The organism is Apibacter sp. B2912 (genome assembly GCF_009827835.1).
GTDB lineage: Bacteria > Bacteroidota > Bacteroidia > Flavobacteriales > Weeksellaceae > Apibacter.
The window spans coordinates 549,406-567,107 of the sequence record NZ_WINV01000001.1 but is presented as its reverse complement, the minus strand read 5'-3'; the positions used below and the strand labels follow the sequence as shown (position 1 = coordinate 567,107).

The 17,702-nt window shown below is 32.3% G+C and carries 14 protein-coding genes; 12 read left to right on the top strand and 2 right to left on the bottom strand.

Translation table 11 applies throughout. The features are described from left to right. The first annotated feature begins 25 nt into the window (after positions 1 to 25). The 3 genes from GFV01_RS02595 to rplT all read left to right on the top strand — a co-directional run bounded on the left by GFV01_RS02595 (position 26) and on the right by rplT (position 2,566). Positions 26 to 1,834, top strand: a complete 1,809-nt coding sequence (locus GFV01_RS02595) for a hypothetical protein (RefSeq protein WP_160564598.1) — start codon at positions 26 to 28, stop codon at positions 1,832 to 1,834. A 64-nt stretch (positions 1,835 to 1,898) separates the two neighbouring features. Next, a complete protein-coding gene (gene rpmI, locus GFV01_RS02590; RefSeq protein ID WP_105296740.1) occupies positions 1,899 to 2,096 on the top strand; it encodes a 50S ribosomal protein L35 in 198 nt (65 codons plus the stop codon). Positions 2,097 to 2,218: 122 nt separating this feature from the next. Further along, positions 2,219 to 2,566: a 50S ribosomal protein L20 gene (rplT, locus tag GFV01_RS02585; protein WP_105296739.1), complete on the top strand. Its 348-nt coding sequence runs from the start codon at positions 2,219 to 2,221 to the stop codon at positions 2,564 to 2,566. Between the two features lie 123 nt (positions 2,567 to 2,689). Here the strand turns inward: rplT and dnaB are convergent, their stop codons facing one another. Beyond that, positions 2,690 to 4,246 carry a replicative DNA helicase gene (gene dnaB, locus GFV01_RS02580; protein WP_160556962.1) on the bottom strand — a complete coding sequence of 519 codons (1,557 nt, stop codon included), beginning with the start codon at positions 4,244 to 4,246 and terminating at the stop codon, positions 2,690 to 2,692. A gap of 320 nt (positions 4,247 to 4,566) precedes the next feature. On the opposite strand from dnaB, the gene GFV01_RS02575 reads away from it, so the two are divergent. The 7 genes from GFV01_RS02575 (at position 4,567) to GFV01_RS02545 (ending at position 14,419) form a co-directional block, all read left to right on the top strand. Beyond that, positions 4,567 to 5,697 carry a DNA polymerase III subunit delta' gene (locus GFV01_RS02575; RefSeq protein WP_160564596.1) on the top strand — a complete coding sequence of 377 codons (1,131 nt, stop codon included), beginning with the start codon at positions 4,567 to 4,569 and terminating at the stop codon, positions 5,695 to 5,697. Between the two features lie 259 nt (positions 5,698 to 5,956). After that, positions 5,957 to 7,279 (top strand): c-type cytochrome, encoded by a 1,323-nt coding sequence (locus GFV01_RS02570; RefSeq protein WP_160564594.1) that lies wholly within the window; start codon positions 5,957 to 5,959, stop codon positions 7,277 to 7,279. Positions 7,280 to 7,305: 26 nt separating this feature from the next. Beyond that, positions 7,306 to 10,497, top strand: a complete 3,192-nt coding sequence (locus GFV01_RS02565) for a TAT-variant-translocated molybdopterin oxidoreductase (protein ID WP_160564592.1) — start codon at positions 7,306 to 7,308, stop codon at positions 10,495 to 10,497. 19 nt (positions 10,498 to 10,516) lie between these two features. Next, positions 10,517 to 11,917, top strand: a complete 1,401-nt coding sequence (gene nrfD / locus GFV01_RS02560) for an NrfD/PsrC family molybdoenzyme membrane anchor subunit (RefSeq protein ID WP_160557295.1) — start codon at positions 10,517 to 10,519, stop codon at positions 11,915 to 11,917. Continuing rightward, the gene (locus GFV01_RS02555) at positions 11,904 to 12,446 is read left to right on the top strand and encodes a DUF3341 domain-containing protein (protein WP_160541743.1); all 543 of its coding nucleotides are present in this window, start codon (positions 11,904 to 11,906) and stop codon (positions 12,444 to 12,446) included. The genes nrfD and GFV01_RS02555 overlap by 14 nt, the downstream gene beginning before the upstream one ends. Next, a complete protein-coding gene (locus GFV01_RS02550; RefSeq protein WP_105296733.1) occupies positions 12,430 to 13,071 on the top strand; it encodes a cytochrome c in 642 nt (213 codons plus the stop codon). The genes GFV01_RS02555 and GFV01_RS02550 overlap by 17 nt, the downstream gene beginning before the upstream one ends. A 7-nt stretch (positions 13,072 to 13,078) precedes the next feature. Beyond that, positions 13,079 to 14,419: a quinol:cytochrome C oxidoreductase gene (locus GFV01_RS02545; RefSeq protein WP_160564590.1), complete on the top strand. Its 1,341-nt coding sequence runs from the start codon at positions 13,079 to 13,081 to the stop codon at positions 14,417 to 14,419. Positions 14,420 to 14,485: 66 nt separating this feature from the next. Here the strand turns inward: GFV01_RS02545 and der are convergent, their stop codons facing one another. Further along, positions 14,486 to 15,793: a ribosome biogenesis GTPase Der gene (gene der, locus GFV01_RS02540; RefSeq protein WP_160541745.1), complete on the bottom strand. Its 1,308-nt coding sequence runs from the start codon at positions 15,791 to 15,793 to the stop codon at positions 14,486 to 14,488. A gap of 203 nt (positions 15,794 to 15,996) precedes the next feature. On the opposite strand from der, the gene GFV01_RS02535 reads away from it, so the two are divergent. Together GFV01_RS02535 and GFV01_RS02530 are read left to right on the top strand one after the other, a co-directional pair. Beyond that, positions 15,997 to 17,088: a DegT/DnrJ/EryC1/StrS aminotransferase family protein gene (locus tag GFV01_RS02535; RefSeq protein WP_160564588.1), complete on the top strand. Its 1,092-nt coding sequence runs from the start codon at positions 15,997 to 15,999 to the stop codon at positions 17,086 to 17,088. A 123-nt stretch (positions 17,089 to 17,211) separates the two neighbouring features. After that, entirely contained in the window at positions 17,212 to 17,700 is a 489-nt protein-coding gene (locus tag GFV01_RS02530; RefSeq protein ID WP_160556969.1) for a thioesterase family protein, read from the top strand. The last annotated feature ends 2 nt before the right edge of the window (positions 17,701 to 17,702 follow it).

The window sequence follows — 17,702 nt, the reverse complement described above, 5'->3', positions numbered from 1 at the left end:
TTAATTTAAAAATTAAAACGTTTATGTGAAAAGATTTTTATTTTTATTATTAATATCTCTATTCATTTTACATTGTTACTATTATTACCCGTATCTGTCAGATGATAGTTTGATTTCCTTACGATACACTGATCGTTTTTTACAAGGTAAAGGATTAACATGGAATGATAATGAAAGACCTGTTGAAGGATATTCTAATTTATCATGGATACTATTAATATCTATTTTCGGTAAATTAGGATTTAACTTAATTTTATCCCTAAGGTTAGCAGGTCTTATCTGTAGTATTAGTGTGCTTTATATCATTTATTTATATTATAAAGATAAAGATTTTAATGCTCTTTTTGTAGGTTTATCATTTCTTATTTGTACCTCTGCATTCGCTACTTGGACAATAGCCGGTTTAGAACAGCCTCTATACACTTTGTCTATTTGCTTAATGATTTATTCTGTCTTTAAAATTATTGATTTATATAATTTTAGAAAATATAATTGGTTACTTTCTATTTCCTTAGCTGTTTTAGTTATATCAAGACCCGATGGGGTTTTATTTTCAGTTATAACTTCTTTTTTTTTCTTTTTTTTCTTACTATATCAAAAAAGACCGTATAAATTTATAATTGCTTTTCTGATAAAAATCCTCTCCTTACCTATAATTTTTTACGTTATTCAATTACTATTTAGGTTAAATTATTATGGAGAATGGTTACCAAATACCGCTTTTGTTAAAGCTAAAGTTACCTTATATACTATTTTGTTAGGATTTATATATTCAGCTAGAGCTCTTAAAAATACTTTGCCTTTTTCAATAATAGGTATACTATTTATTATATATTTTTCAATTGTTAAAAAGAACAGTAAATTTATCTACCTTTTAGCTGTGATGGGTAGTTGGGTAGTATATGTAACCTTGGTTGGAGGTGATATATTCCCGGCATTCAGGCACTTTGTTCTTGTTTATGTAATTTTAACTTATGCTTTAATAGAAGGATTTATAAAATGTAATTTTAAATTTTTTAAAACAAAATATTTTTTAGCAATATTTACTTTTATATGTATCCCTTGCTATTTATATCTGCAAATCAATTATTCTAGCAATAAAATTGTTAAACATGAAAAATGGGAATGGGATGGTTTACTATTAGGAGAATTTTTGAAAAGAGGTTTTTATAAACAACAGCCTTTGTTAGGAGTTACAGCCGCCGGATGTATACCCTATTCATCTAATTTGCCTTGTTTGGATATGTTAGGTTTAAATGATTATTATATCGCTAGACACCCACCCAAAGATTATGCTAAAGGAGGATTTATAGGGCATGAATTAGGGGATGTAAATTATATTTTGAAACGTAATTCTGATATACTAATATTTACAGTAGGACAATCAAATCCAAGCTTTAGAATAGGAGCAGAACTTAAAAAAAATAATGAATTTTTAAGAAAATATAAGCCTGTTCTTTTCTCCATCAATGATTCTTATAATCCCACATTATTCATGAATAAATATGGGGATAAATTGGGGATACGTGAATATGATAAATTTATAACAATACCGGGGTATCTTTTGGGAGATTCAAAGAATAATGTAGTAGTATTAGATAAAAAAAATAATAAGTTTAAAACTAAAATATTATTTAACAAGACTGCTACAATAACTTTAAATTCTAAAAATAAAAAGTGGAGAATTTATTCAATCAATAATCAAAAGCCCGATCTTAATAATGTAAAAATTGCACTAATAAATAATATTAAAAATGATAGTATCACTATTCACCTTACCTCATTAGTTAAAGAAATTGATATTGATGAAATTAAATTAGCATACGATAAATGATTTGTTTATTTTTTGAAAAATATCTAATTTTGTAGCATTGATAACGAGGTAAATAAATAAGAAAATGCCAAAATTAAAAACAAAATCAGGTGCTAAAAAGCGTTTTTCAATTACCGGATCAGGTAAAATTAAAAGAAAACATGCATTTAAAAGTCACATTTTAACTAAAAAAAGCACAAAACGTAAACGTAATCTGACGTATTCTACTTTAGTAGATATCGCAGACGAAAAAAGCGTTAAAAGACAATTATTAATTAAGTAAGAGAGGATATCTTTTTAAAGATATTCCGGTTTTTTAAAAATCATTTAAAAGTTTAACCCTGGATTGGGTAAAAGAAGAGAAGATAAAAAATACTTCCACCCACTTCAAAAAAACAAAAAAGTATGCCAAGATCAGTCAATTCAGTAGCGTCAAGAGCGCGCAGAAAAAGAGTCCTAAAATTAGCTAAAGGCTATTACGGGAGAAGAAAAAATGTTTGGACAGTAGCGAAAAATGCTGTTGAAAAAGGTTTGCAATATGCCTATGTAGGTAGAAAGCAAAAGAAAAGAAATTTCAGAGCTTTATGGATACAGAGAATTAACGCAGGTGTCAGACAATACGGTCTTTCTTATTCTAAATTTATAGGTTTACTAAAAGAAAAAAATATAGATTTAAATAGAAAGGTTCTTGCAGATTTAGCTATGAACCATCCAGAAGCTTTCAAAGCGGTTGTGGATACTGTAAAAAAATAAATTTAATAATATTTTCGTTATCATAATAAAAACATTCACTATATAGTGAGTGTTTTTTATTTTAATTATACTTGATTTAAATGCTAAAAATACGCAGAAGACTCACAAGATGCTGCCAAAGATTTAAAAAGGCATATCAGAATCCTGATCATCAATAGTATCATCAATTCCAAACGAATCACTAGGATTAATAGATGGAATATTTATGGAACTGTCAAATGAAGTTTCATCATTAATTTTACTTTCAAAAGTGGTAGAACTTATACTTTCCTGTACGGAAAAGTAATCTTCATCGATGTCCGAAAATTTAGCCTGAGAACTCGTAAAACGCAATCGAACATCTTCGAGAGCACCGTTTCTATGCTTTGCAATAATAAATTCTGCTTGACCTGTACAAGGTGTTCCGTCTTCCCAAGTATCTAATTTGTAATATTCCGGTCGATATATAAAGGTTACAATATCGGCATCCTGTTCAATAGCCCCCGATTCCCTTAAGTCCGAAAGTAAAGGTTTTTTACTTCCTCCGCGAGTTTCCACAGAACGGGATAACTGCGAAAGTGCTATAACAGGTATTTCAAGCTCTTTAGCAATAGCTTTTAGTGAACGAGAAATCGTAGCGATCTCTTGCTCCCTATTTCCTATACCTTTTCCTCCTGCCGACATTAATTGGAGGTAATCGATCATAATCATTTTTACTCCATGCTGAGAAACAAGTCTACGAGCTTTAGCTCTCAAATCGAAAACAGAAATCCCGGGAGAATCATCTATAAATATCGGCGCATTTTCCAATTTATTAACTCGGGAATAAAGTTGTTGCCACTCTAATTCGGATAAATTGGCTTTTCTCAACTTTTCAGATTCTATTCCGGTTTCACTGGATATCATACGCATCATCAATTGTTCTGCGGACATTTCTAATGAAAATACACCGATCGGAGTTTCTGCCCCTATGGCAATATTTCTGGCCATGGAAAGAATAAAAGCCGTTTTACCCATACCGGGTCTTGCTGCAATAATTATAAGATCCGAAGGTTGCCAACCGGCAGTAATTTTATCCACATGCTTAAATCCTGAAGGGATACCGCTCATTCCTTGTTTAGATTCTAAAGATTTAATCTTTTTTAAAGCATTGGAAACTAAATTTTTCGCTTCATTGAAAGTTCGTTTCAAAGTACCGTTGGTAATTTCATATAACTGACTTTCAGAATAATCCAACAAATCGAAAACATCTGAAGTTTCATCATATGATTTTTCAATCATATTAGATGATATTTCGATGAGTTTCCTAAGTATATATTTTTCAAGAATAATTCTTGAATGGTATTCAATGTGAGCCGAAGAAGATATTTTGTTGGAAAGTTGAATCAAATAAAAATCACCTCCTGCAGCCTCCAAATTACCTTGAGATCTTAATTTATTGGATATAGTAAGAATATCAATAGGGTCTGTTTGCTTAAAAAGATCTTCAATGGCTTCATATATTAGTTGGTGCTCTCTTTTATAAAATACTTCGGGAGATAAAATATCTATAATTTCATCTAACCCTTTTTTATCGATCATCATGGCACCTAGTACAGCTTCTTCTAAATCAATAGCTTGAGGGGGAAGCTTTCCTTTTTCTAAGTTAATGATTTTGTTGGATTTAGGAATTTTATTGTATTTAGATTCTAGTTGTTCCATATCAGTTTCAAAAATATGCAAAATTATAAGGTAGACCTATCTTTTTTCTAAACAATTTTTTAGAAGTTAGATGTAACGTTTAATAAACTAGTGCAATAATTATTCATATATGTAAATTCATCTAAACAACTTATGAACAATTTAGAGATATCCTGTCTTTTATTCATTTTAGTAAATAATGGAAACGATTTTCGGCTATCGATTGTCAGTCTATATAAAACTAAATTTATTAAGCCTAAGATAAAAAAGTAAACTTACCAAGTGATTCAATTATTATATAAAAGTAAGTGAATTAGAAAAGTTGATCTATCTTTGTTTACATGAAATGGGATGAAATAATAGGTCAGCAAAATTTAAAAAAGCAATTGCAAAATTCAATCAAGGAAGATAGAATTAGCCATGCGCAACTGTATATAGGAAAACCGGGTTACGGAGTTTTACCGCTTGCACTTGCCTATGCTTCAGAAGTTATTTGCAAACAATCTGAAAAATGTTTATTACAGATTAATCAATTGCAACATCCCGATTTGCATTTATCTTTTCCTACCATTAATAATTCAACAGAAAAAAAAGAAGCCATAAGTTCCGACTACATTAAACAGTTTAGGGAGTTTATTATCGAAGATCCTTATAGGGATATAAACCAATGGTATGCATATATTAATGAAGATAAAAAACAAGGGATCATCTCTGTTAAAGAAATTGAAAATATTATTGATAACTTAAACTTAAAAAGTTTTGAAGGAGGATATAAAGTTCAAATAATTTGGATGGTAGAAACTATGAGAGTAGAAGCTGCCAATAAATTACTTAAAATATTGGAAGAACCGCCTGCTAAAACTTTGTTTATACTCATTGCTGAAGATGATAAAAAAATTCTTCCAACCATATTGTCTCGTTGTCAAAAAATAACTATTAATGCTTTGGAAAATAATGAAATATCCGATCATTTACAAAATAGGTTTTCCTTAGACAAAGAAACGGCCGATATTTTAGCAAAAAGAGCTGAAGGTGATTGGGATGTAGCTTGTAAACTAATAAAAAACAATACTTTACAAGAAGAATTCGAGAAATATTTTATTCGATGGAACCGTGCAGCGGTCATGGCTCCTAAAAAACCACAATTTTTAAGAGAAATAGTAGATTGGTCTTTAGAAATATCTGCTTGGGGTAGAGAAAAACAAAAGAATTTCTTACAATTTTGTGCTGAAACTTTTAGACAAGCCTTACTACAAAATTACGAATCCTCAAGCTTAGTAAATAATCCATTAACATATGAAAACTTTAAATGGGATAATTTTAGTCATTTTGTTCACGGAAAAAATATAGAAGATATTTTAGAAGAAATTAATAACGCATTTTTTCATATTGAAAGAAATGGAAGTGCTAAAATCATTTTTTTAGATATGGGTATTAAATTAACACGATTTTTGGCTAGAAAAAATGAGTAATTTTTGCCGTATAAGATAAAAAAAGCTGTTTTTTAAGCTGGTTTTTAGAAAGGTTATTTGCGTGTATTTCAATTTAATAAGCTGTTTAACAGCTAGATAAAAGCGGTCGTTATTTAGAATAATTACAAATTAACAAAAACTAAAAGATATGTTAAAAAAAACATTTGGCAATATAGAGCATATTTTTATTTTTGCATAAGTCGCTTTTAATGGGACAATTATATTATAAATAAGTTTCATTCAATTGAAATCAATTATTATGAATAAAATTATAGCAGTCTGTATGCTGACTCTCTTTACAAGTGTTTCTGTTTTAGCGCAGAAAGTAAATGGAGATGTAAAGAATGGAGAGAAATTATTCAAAGACAATTGTACCGCTTGTCACGCGTTAGACCGAAAACTTACAGGACCTGCACTAAAAGGAATTGTAACAAAATTAACTGAAGAAGGCGCTGATGTAGAATGGATCCAAAAATGGATCATGAATAATGAAGCCTTAAGAAAAAGTGGAGATAAGCGTGCGAATAAAATCTTCGAAGAGAACAATCAAATTGCTATGGATGTTTTCGAAGGCAGATTATCAGTACAAAATATCGATGATATTTTAGCCTATCTTGAAAATCCACCGGCTCCACCGGAAGAAGCTGCTCCCGCCGTAGTTGAAAAGAAAACATCAAATGATCTTAACTATATTTTACTTTCCTTTGCCTCAATAGGGGTAATATTGATTTTTACCTTACTGAAAATCAATAAACTAGTAAAACTAAAAACATCTAGCGCTGAATTATCAGAACTTGAATCTACAAGAATTAGAACTTTTTCACAATTTTATGTACAATACAAAGGGGGCTTGTATGGATTGGTAACTTTACTATTGGCTTTATCTTTTTACGGAGTATGGGCTTGGTTGATGGGAATAGGAGTCGATAAAGGTTATGAACCGGATCAACCTATTTATTTTTCACATAAAATTCATGCAGGAGAAAATAAAATCAATTGTCAATTGTGTCATTCCGGAGCAAAATATGGAAAAGTTTCCGAAATTCCTTCTCTAAGTGTATGTATGAATTGTCATAGAAATATCAGCGAATATACCGGAAAATATATCGAACCGGGCAAATCTAAAGAATTCTATACTGCTGAAATTAAGAAAATTTATGACCATATTGGTTGGGATGAAGAAAACCAAAAATACACAGGTAAACAAAAACCGGTGAAATGGGAAAGAATTCATAATATGCCGGATTTCGTATATTTTAATCACTCACAACACGTAGTGGCAGGAGAAAAAACAATAATAGCCGATTTCAATAAAAAGAACCCGAATCATCAAATTGACGTGGTATGTAAAGCCTGTCATGGTTCCATAGATACCATGAATGTTGTAAGAATGGCGAATGATTTCACAATGGGATGGTGTGTAGATTGCCACCGTACCACAGAAGTCGATATGACCAATGGATATAATGCAGCTTACTTCAATAAACTTCATGAAAAATTGAAGAAAGAATATGGAGAAGATAAATCTAAAATAACGGTAGATGCCATAGGAGGTTTAGAATGCGGTAAATGTCATTATTAATTAATTAAAATCATCAGAAGATCATTATGGCTTCAAAAGATAAAATAAAATTTAGGAGTTTAGAAGAATTACAAGATCCTTCACTACCAGAGAAATTAGCAGCAAATGAATTTGTAGAAGAGCTTCCTATCGATGAATTTTTAGGAGATAATCAAGCAATGTATTCTACAAAAACTTCTCGAAGAGATTTCTTAAAATTCTTAGGTTTTGGAACAGCAGCTGTAACTTTAGCAGCCTGTGAAGCTCCAATTATTAAATCGGTACCTTATGTGGTTAAACCCGAAGGTATCATTCCGGGAGTACCCAGTTATTACGCCTCAACTCTTTACAATGGATTTGACATTGCCAGTGTTTTAGTTAAAACAAGGGAAGGAAGACCCATTAAAATTGAAAGTAATAAAAATGCAGCCTTTTTTGGTGAAAGCACAGCCAGAAGTCAAGCTTCTGTTCTTTCATTATATGACAATAACAGAGCTAAAGCACCTAAACTGAATGGATCTGAAACTGATTGGAAATCATTAGATGACTATGTAAATAAAGAATTACAGGCAGCTAAGGTTTCGGGTAAAAAGATTGTAATTTTAACCCCATCTTTACCTTCTCCCTCCACTAAAAAAATCATTGAAGATTTTACAACCATATACCCAAGCACAGAACATGTCGTTTACGATGCGATTTCCTATTCACCGGCGTTAGATGCTGCTGAAGAGGTTTATGGAGTAAGAGCTTTACCATTATATGATCTAACTAAAGTCGAATTATTGGTTTCTTTTGGTGCTGATTTTTTGAATGATTGGAATGGAGGACATTTTGAGGCAGATTATGCAAAAGCCAAAACCCCGGGGAAAACTATGCTTAAGCATATTCAAATTGAATCCAATTTAAGTTTATCAGGGGCTAGTTCCGATGAAAGAATGCCGTTAAAACCTTCGGAAGTTCAAAAATTATTGGGCGAAGTGTACAAAGCATTGGAAGGAACTTCTTCCAATCCTACTGCTCAAAAAATAGCTAAAGAACTCACAAAAAAAGGTTCAAAAGCGGTTGTATTTGCGGAAGGCGATAAATCAGCCTATATGATAGCCAATCTGATAAATCAAAAATTAAATTCATTAGCAGTTAGAAAGGATAAAGTATTATTGACTAAAGAATCCAATGATGCACGTTTTTCGGAATTACTATCTTGGTTGTCAACCGGACAAGTAGGAGTATTACTTAACTTTAATACTAATCCGATTTATTCATATTCAGAGGGAGAAAAACTGAAAGATTTATTTAAAAAGGTAAATTGTTCTGTATCTCTTTCAGAATATGAAAATGAAACAGCTTCTATATGTAAAGCCATTGCACCGGTTCCTCATTGGTTAGAATCATGGGGAGATTTAAATCCGGCAACAGGGATATACTTATTATCACAACCAACCATCCAAAGAATTTTTGATACTCGTCAATTTCAAGATTCATTATTGGTTTGGAGAAATGCAGAATTACAAACAAATGCGGTTAAAGAAAATACCACAGTTGCTCCCGTTGGTTCGACTCCATCGGTTGATTCTTTAGCTACTCAATCTAAAAAAGATACGGTTCAAAATGTAACTACTCCGTTTAATTCTACCTATACTACTACAGCAACGCCCCAGCAAACCAATGCTTATTATAATTATTTAAAACAATATTGGCAAATGCAGTTAGGAACTAAATTAGGTTATAGTTTTAATCAGGCTTTATATAATGGATACAATGAAACATCTGAAATTACAGAATTAAATGTAATCGGAGGAAATGCGGAACAGGCATTATCTAACTTAGCAGTTATTAAAGCGGGAACTTTTGAATTAAACTTATATCTTAAAACAGCTATTGGAGACGGAGTTCAAGCGAATAATCCTTGGTTGCAAGAGTTGCCGGACCCTATCTCTCGTCTAGCATGGGATAACTATATTACAATTTCATTAGAAGATGCTAAACAATTAGGAATTAAGAATGAGACCAATGGCAGAATGCAATTGGATGGTTCCTTAGTAGATTTAACGGTTAATGGAAAAGTAATAAAAAGTGTTCCGGCATTAATTCAGCCGGGACAAGCTAAAGGATCGATTGGATTAGCCTTAGGATACGGTCAATCAAAATCAGGAAAAGTAGGTCAAACCGGAATAAATGCCTATCCTTTTTATCTTAACTCTAATTTAATTCAATATAACATAACTATTAAACCGACTCAAGGAATGCATGAATTTGCATCAATGCAAATGCAAGGTACCTTGATGGGTAGGTATGAAATAGCAAGAGAAGTTTCCTTAGATACTTTCTTAAACGTTGATCCTAAAGAATGGAATGAGCCGTTAAAAATGGATTCATATGTAGGAGAAGTTCCTATGAATAAAGTAGATCTATGGAGAGATTATGACAGTACAGACGGTCCACATTTCAACCTTTCAGTTGATTTAAATGCGTGTACCGGATGTGGTGCTTGTATTATAGCATGTCAAGCTGAAAATAACGTTCCCGTAGTTGGAAAAGAAGAAATAAGGATGTCAAGAGACATGTATTGGTTACGGATAGACAGATATTATTCTTCTAAAAAGCGAATAGAGCAAAAAGAAGAAATCTTGGAAAATTTGGATCAAGTTCCTATGTATGAGGAATTAATTGAACCGAATCCAACTAATCCGGATGTAATTTTCCAACCGGTGATGTGTCAACATTGTAATCATGCACCTTGTGAAACGGTTTGCCCGGTAGCGGCTACTTCTCATGGAAAACAAGGACAAAATCATATGGCTTATAATCGATGTGTAGGAACACGTTATTGTGCCAATAACTGTCCGTATAAAGTGCGTCGTTTCAATTGGTTCAACTACGCGCTTAACAATAAGTTTGACTATAATATGAATAATGATTTAGGAAGAATGGTATTAAATCCGGATGTAGTTGTTCGTTCCAGAGGAGTCATGGAAAAATGTTCCATGTGTATACAAATGACTCAGGCTACCATTTTAGAGGCTAAAAAACAAGGCAGAAAAGTGGAAGATGGAGAATTTCAAGTAGCATGTTCACTGGCTTGTTCTAGTGGAGCAATTAAATTTGGAGATATTAATGATTCTTCATCAGAAATTGCAAGGCTATCAAAAGATAAAAGGAAATATGTATTGTTAGAAGAAGTAGGAACAAAACCTAATGTATTCTATCAGCACAAAATTAGGAATAGAAAAGAATCATAAAAATTTTAAGAAAGTTACTATGTCAGGACATTACGAAGCACCTATTCGCGAGCCGTTAATTTTAGGGGATAAAACCTATCATGACATTACAGAAGATATTGCCCGTCCTATTGAAACCAAAGCCGGGAAGCTTTGGTGGTTTGCTTTTTATATTGCTTTAGTAGCCTTTATCTATGGAGTAGGGTGTATCGCTTATACGATAGGTACCGGAATAGGGGTATGGGGACTAAACAGAACGATAAATTGGGGATGGGATATTACAAATTTCGTTTGGTGGGTAGGAATAGGTCATGCAGGAACATTGATTTCTGCTGTATTATTGCTTTTCCGTCAAAAATGGAGACTTTCCATTAACCGTTCGGCGGAAGCCATGACTATTTTTGCGGTGGTTCAGGCTGCCATGTTCCCATGTATTCATATGGGACGTATATGGTTAGCTTACTTTGTATTTCCTATAACTAACCAGTTCGGAACTTTATGGCCCAATTTCAACTCCCCCTTATTATGGGACGTATTTGCCATCAGTACCTATTTTTCGGTATCTGTGGTTTTTTGGTATATCGGACTAATTCCTGATTTTGCCATGGTTAGAGATCGAGCGGTTAAACCGGTAACTAAAAAGATTTATACTATATTGAGTTTTGGGTGGGGAGGCAAAGCAAAGCATTGGCAACGATTTGAGGAAGTGTCATTAGTTTTGGCAGGTCTTGCAACTCCTTTAGTTTTTTCTGTTCATACCATTGTTTCCTTTGACTTTGCAACTTCAGTTATTAAAGGATGGCATTCAACAGTATATCCGCCGTATTTTGTTGCGGGTGCTATATTTTCCGGTTTTGCTATGGTTCAAACCTTGCTTAGCGTGGTTAGAAAGGTATGTCATTTAGAGGATTATATCACTCAAAAGCATATCGAATATATGAATATAGTAATAGTTGTGACAGGAGGTATGGTAACTGTAGCTTATATTACGGAATTCTTTATCGGATGGTATTCAGGTAGCAGATATGAAGATTTTACTTATTTCTCAGTTGGAGCTGCCACAGGACCGTATTGGTGGGCATTTTGGTTATTAATCCTTTGTAATGTATTAATTCCTGCCTCTCTATGGATAAAAAAATTAAGAAGAAACTTTCTATGGACCTTCATTGTTTCCATTGTTATAAATATCGGTATGTGGTTTGAAAGATTTGATATTATTGTTATCAATCTGTCACGGGATTATTTACCAAGTTCATGGACAATGTTCCAACCTTCTTTTGTAGACGTAGGAATATTCATCGGAACGATAGGTTTCTTTTCAGTATTATATCTGTTGTATGCTAGAACTTTCCCGGTTATAGCACAGGCAGAATTGAAGACAATTATAAAAACATCAAGTGAAGGGTATAAAAAACATCATTTAGAAAATGAGCACCACTAAGACAATTATTTACGGTTTATACGGAGATGATGATCTCCTTATAGATGGGGTTAAGCAACTTCGTGATAGAGGAATTGAAATTAATGAAGTTTATACACCTTTTCCGGTACATGGGTTAGATAAGGCAATGGGATTAAAAGAATCGAGAATGTCTGAATTTGCTTTTTTCTATGGAGCTATGGGGTTAGCTGTTGCTTCTGTGCTTACTTGGTATACGATGAATTATGATTGGCAGCAAAATATAGGGGGAAAACCGAGTTTTACTTGGACAGAAAATATGCCGGCTTTTATTCCAATTATGTTTGAGCTGACAGTATTTTTTGCCGCTCACCTCATGTCCATTACATACCTTATTTTAAACAAGCATTATCCGGGACAAAAAGCTCAAAATCCTGATCCAAGGACTACCGATGATAAATTTTTAGTTGAAATTTCTAATCAAAATTACGACCAAGTAAAGGAAATTTTGATAGCTACAGGTGTTGAGGAAATAACTGTAAAAAAAATTGAAGATGAAAAAAATAACTAAATATATTCTTTTTGCTATAACAGGAAGTTTGTTTATAATTTCTTGTAGTAAGAAAAAACCCAGTTTGGTTTATTTTCCAGATATGTACTATCCGGTAGCTTATGATCCTTATCAAGAGGCAGTAATTGCTTATGGAGAACAAGGAACGACGGTTCCTTTATTTTCAAAGCAAGGAGGAGCAACCGCATTAGCGCCTGTACCCGGAACTATAGCTCAAAATCCCGAAGGAATCCTACCTATGGATTTGCCAAACACCCCTGAAGGATACGATGCTTCTAAAAAAATAACGGTTTCACCGCTAAATCCTTTAAACAAAGATAAGGACTTAGCCAGAGGAAAAGATTTATATATAAAAACATGTTCAGCCTGTCATGGTACAGCCGGAGACGGACAAGGTGATATTGTTCAATCTGGAGCATTTTCGGGAGTACCTAATTATAAAGATAGGGATATAACAGTCGGATCTGTACATTATGTTATGGAACATGGAAGAAATGCCATGGGATCTTATGCGGGGCAACTTTTACCCGGAGATATGTGGAGAGTTGCAGAATATGTAATTAACGAATTTAAACCTTCTGCAACATCAAACTCTGCAGAACAGACACAAACAACAGAACAATAATACAGCTATGAGATATACATTTTCATCAAGTCTTAAATTAACGTCCATAGTATTAATCGTAGTAGGATTGATAGCCTTTGGTATAGGGTATTATCAGAATTCACGTATAGATGAACATGCTGTTAAGGAAATTTTACATCATAATGAAGAATTAGCGGGAGCTCAACCCATGAATTCAGTTTATAAAGGAGATGTTGCACACTCTAAAGAACATATTGAACATGCTGAACATCAAATTCATAACAGGCCGTGGTCAGCATTTTTTGTGTCTTTGATGTTATTTTTCGGTATTTCAGCTACCGCCTTGTTTTTTGCTGCTGTCCAACATGCAGGTAATGCCGGTTGGTCTATTGTTGTTATCAGAGTAATGGAAGGTATTGCTTCGTTTCTACCTGTAGGCGGCTTATTAATGGTTGTATTTATTTTTCTTTCATCATATGGTGGTGAACACGGAGGACTGAATCATTTATATCATTGGATGGATCCCTCTTTAACCGATCCTAATTCTTCGCATTTCGATTTACTTATAAAATCTAAGGAACCGTTTTTAAATAGACCGTTTTTTGTTATTAGAACGCTGATTTATGTGGCCGGATGTATTTTCTTTTTATGGAAAATAAAATCTCTAACGAGAAAGTTGGATGAAACTAAAGAAGTTTCCGATTATAAAAAAGTTTATAACTGGAGCGTAGGTGCTATTGTTTTCTTTGCTTTGGCGTCCGCTTGTTGGGCATGGGATTGGTTAATGTCCATTGATCCTCATTGGTATTCTACTTTATATATGTGGTATGTATTAATCAGCTGTTTGGTTTCCTCCGTTGGAGTGATGTTGATTATTTCCATATATCTGAAAAAGAAAGGTTTTTTACCCGCATTTAATGATAACCATATGCATGATCTTGCTAAATTTTTGTTTGGGTTTAGCCTTTTATGGTCTTACCTGTGGTTTGCGCAATTCATGTTGTATTGGTATGCTGATATTCCTGAGGAAACGGTATATTTCTTTGGAAGATATAAATTATATGGACCTACTTATTTTACCATGTTGATCCCGAATTTAGTTTTACCGTTTTTGATATTAGTCAGCAGTAAAGTGAAAAGAAATTATGTCATTGTCCCTATTATGGCTTGTGTGGTACTATTCGGACATTATTTGGATATGTTTAATATTATTATGCCGGGAACAGTAGGTGCTTTCTGGGGTATAGGATTATTAGAAATCGGGGCTTTTATCTTTATGTTGGGACTATTTATATTTACTGTAATGTATTCTATAAGTAAGCTTAATTTAGAAGCTAAAGGTAATCCATACTATCATGAAAGTGAATTATTTGAATATCCTTTCTAATCATTAAAAGTATTTATTATAAAAAAAAGCATCTCATCATGAGATGCTTTTTATTTATTATGGAATTTATTTTTGTCTGAAATATATTTCAATAGGAACACCTGTCAACTCAAAATTTTGACGTAATTTATTTTCAATAAATCGTTTATAGGGTTCTTTGATATATTGCGGCAGATTTGCGAAAAATGCAAATTGCGGTGTTCTGGTGGGAAGTTGAGTACAGTATTTAATTTTTATATATTTACCTTTAATACTTGGCGGGGGTGTAGATTCAATTATAGGAAGCATGACTTCATTTAATTTACTGGTTTTAATCCTGCGTGAACGATTTTCATAAACTTTCATAGCAGTTTCTACCGTTTTATACACACGCTGTTTAGTAATAGCTGAGGTGAAAATGATGGGTACATCCGTAAATGGAGCAATCTTTTCTTTTATAAAATTTTCAAATTGTTTTAATGTATTGGTTTCTTTTTCAACTAAATCCCATTTGTTAACGACGATAACAACACCTTTTCGGTATTTTTGGGCTAAAAATAAGATGTTCATATCTTGTTTTTCCCAACCTAAGGTTGCATCTATCATTAAGATTACAACATCTGAATCCTCAATTGAACGTATGGAACGCATTACGGAATAAAACTCAAGGTTTTCATTTACTTTAGTTTTTTTCCGCATACCGGCAGTGTCTATCAATACAAACTTATATCCGAATTTTTCATATAAGGTTTCTATACTGTCTCTGGTAGTACCGGCTATATCTGTAACGATGTTACGCTCGTTTTCCAATAAGGCATTGGTAAATGTTGATTTTCCCACATTAGGTCTTCCTGCAATGGTTATTCTCGGCAAGCCTTCAAAAGGGTCTACGTAATCTTCTTCTTTAAATGTGGCAACTATATCATCCAGCAGATCTCCTGTACCGCTACCTGTCATTCCTGATATAGTATAATATTTCTCCATTCCCAATGAATAAAACTCCATGGCTTCCGTTTCCAACATAGCATTGTCCACTTTGTTAACAACTAAAAAGACTGGTTTGTCAGTCTTTCTTAAAAGATTGGAGACCTCTTTATCCATGTCGGTGATGCCTTCTGTTACGTCAACTAAAAATATAATCGCAGAAGCTTCATCTACGGCAAGTTCAACTTGTTTTCTTATTTCTTCTTCGAAAATATCTTCTGATCCAACAACATAACCTCCGGTATCAATAACAGTAAAATCGACTCCGTTCCAGTCACTTTTTCCATAATGCCGATCACGAGTAACCCCGGCCACACTATCAACAATTGCTTCCCTCTTTTGTAGTAATCGATTAAAAAGAGTAGATTTTCCTACATTAGGCCTTCCTACAAGCGCTATAATATTTGACATATCATATTTTTTGCAAAGGTAAATAAAAATAAATAGCAGATTTATATTTGGAGTATGTAAACGTTATTGAGGCTGTTATAATTGTTTTAAATGTTTGTGTTTAATAAATTATGCTCTAGATATAAAATTATGTGTATTCTTTGTGAGAATTATTAATTTTGTTATATTTTTGATTTTTAAATTTTAATAATTAAAGGCGTTTTTTGATTTTGGAAAAAAGAATTAATGTAACTAAGGTATTTTTACCTCCTTTATCTGAATATAATGAATATTTAGATAAAGTTTGGAAAAACCAATGGCTGACCAATAGAGGTGAATTAGTTTTAAAACTTGAAGAGAAGCTCAAGAAGTATTTAAATATTACTAATATATTAGTTACTAATAACGGTACTGTCCCTATTCAAATAGCATTGAAAAATATTGCTAAGGGAGGAGAAGTTATTACTACACCTTTTAGCTTTGTGGCTACTACTTCCGCCATTATATGGGAATGTTGTAAACCGGTATTTGTGGATATTGATCCGGATCATCTGACTATAGATGAAAATAAGATTGAAGAAGCAATTACAGATAAAACTACGGCAATATTAGCAACCCATGTGTTTGGTAATCCTTGTAATGTGAAAATAATTGAAAAAATTGCAAAGAAATATCAGATAAAGGTTATTTATGATGCAGCGCATTGTTTTGGAGTGGAGCATGACAACAAATCCATATTTGAATATGGTGATATAAGTACCTGTAGTTTTCATGCTACCAAATTATTTCATACGGGAGAAGGAGGAGCTTTATTTTGCAAAGATTCCGAATTGATGAAAAGGTTAAATTATAGTCATAATTTTGGATACACTGAAACCAATGATATTTGTGGTGTAGGAATTAATGCTAAAATATCTGAACTACAAGCTGCGATGGGCTTGTCTGTATTACATTATATAGATTATATAATTGCTGAAAGGAAAAAAGTAGTAGATTTTTACAATGAATCGCTAGATTTTAGTAAATTAAAATCACTCCAAATAAGAGAAAATACTAAGTGGAATTACAGCTACTATCCCATTATATTTAATTCTGAAAAGATACTTCTAAAGGTACAACAAAAATTAGCTGAACAAAATATTGTCCCTAGACGATATTTTCACCCTTCTTTAAATACAATAAATTATGTTAAAGGTAGTAAAATGCCAGTATCAGAGTCCATATCAGAAAAAATTTTATGTCTGCCTTTATATGTAGGTTTAGAAAATAGTGATTTAAATAAGATTGTTAGTATTATTAATACATATAATGTGTAATAAATTTTTTTTAACTTCTATAAAAAATTTTAATAATTATTTAAAATTGGTAACTTTTTTTTATTATTGTAGAAAAAATGATTTTATTTAATAATTAGAAAAATAAATCATAAAATTTACAAAATGAAAATTAAAGAACCGGAATCTACATATAGAGTTAGATTTGCAGATTGTGATCCTATAGGCCATCTTTCTAATCTTCGATATTTTGATTATATGCTAAATGCTAGGGAAGATCATTGTTTAGATAATTATCAATTGGATAATTTTGAACAGTCTAAAAAAACGGGATGTCTATGGGTTGCTTTGCAAAATCAAATTGCTTATATAAAAGAAGTAAGATATAATAAAGACATTGTAATTACAAGTAAAATTATAAAATATACAGATAGAACTAATACTGTAGAAGTACTAATGTTGAGTAAGGATAAGAGTATAACACATGCTTCCTTATGGGTAACTTTAATATATTTTAATTTAGCAACTCGAAAATCTGAAGTTCAGCCTGAACAATTTATGAAATTATTTGAAGAAATTTGTGTAACTATACCTGAAAATTTATTTGAAGAGAGAGTAGAAATATTGAGAAAGAAAAATAAAAAAATTATTTAAAA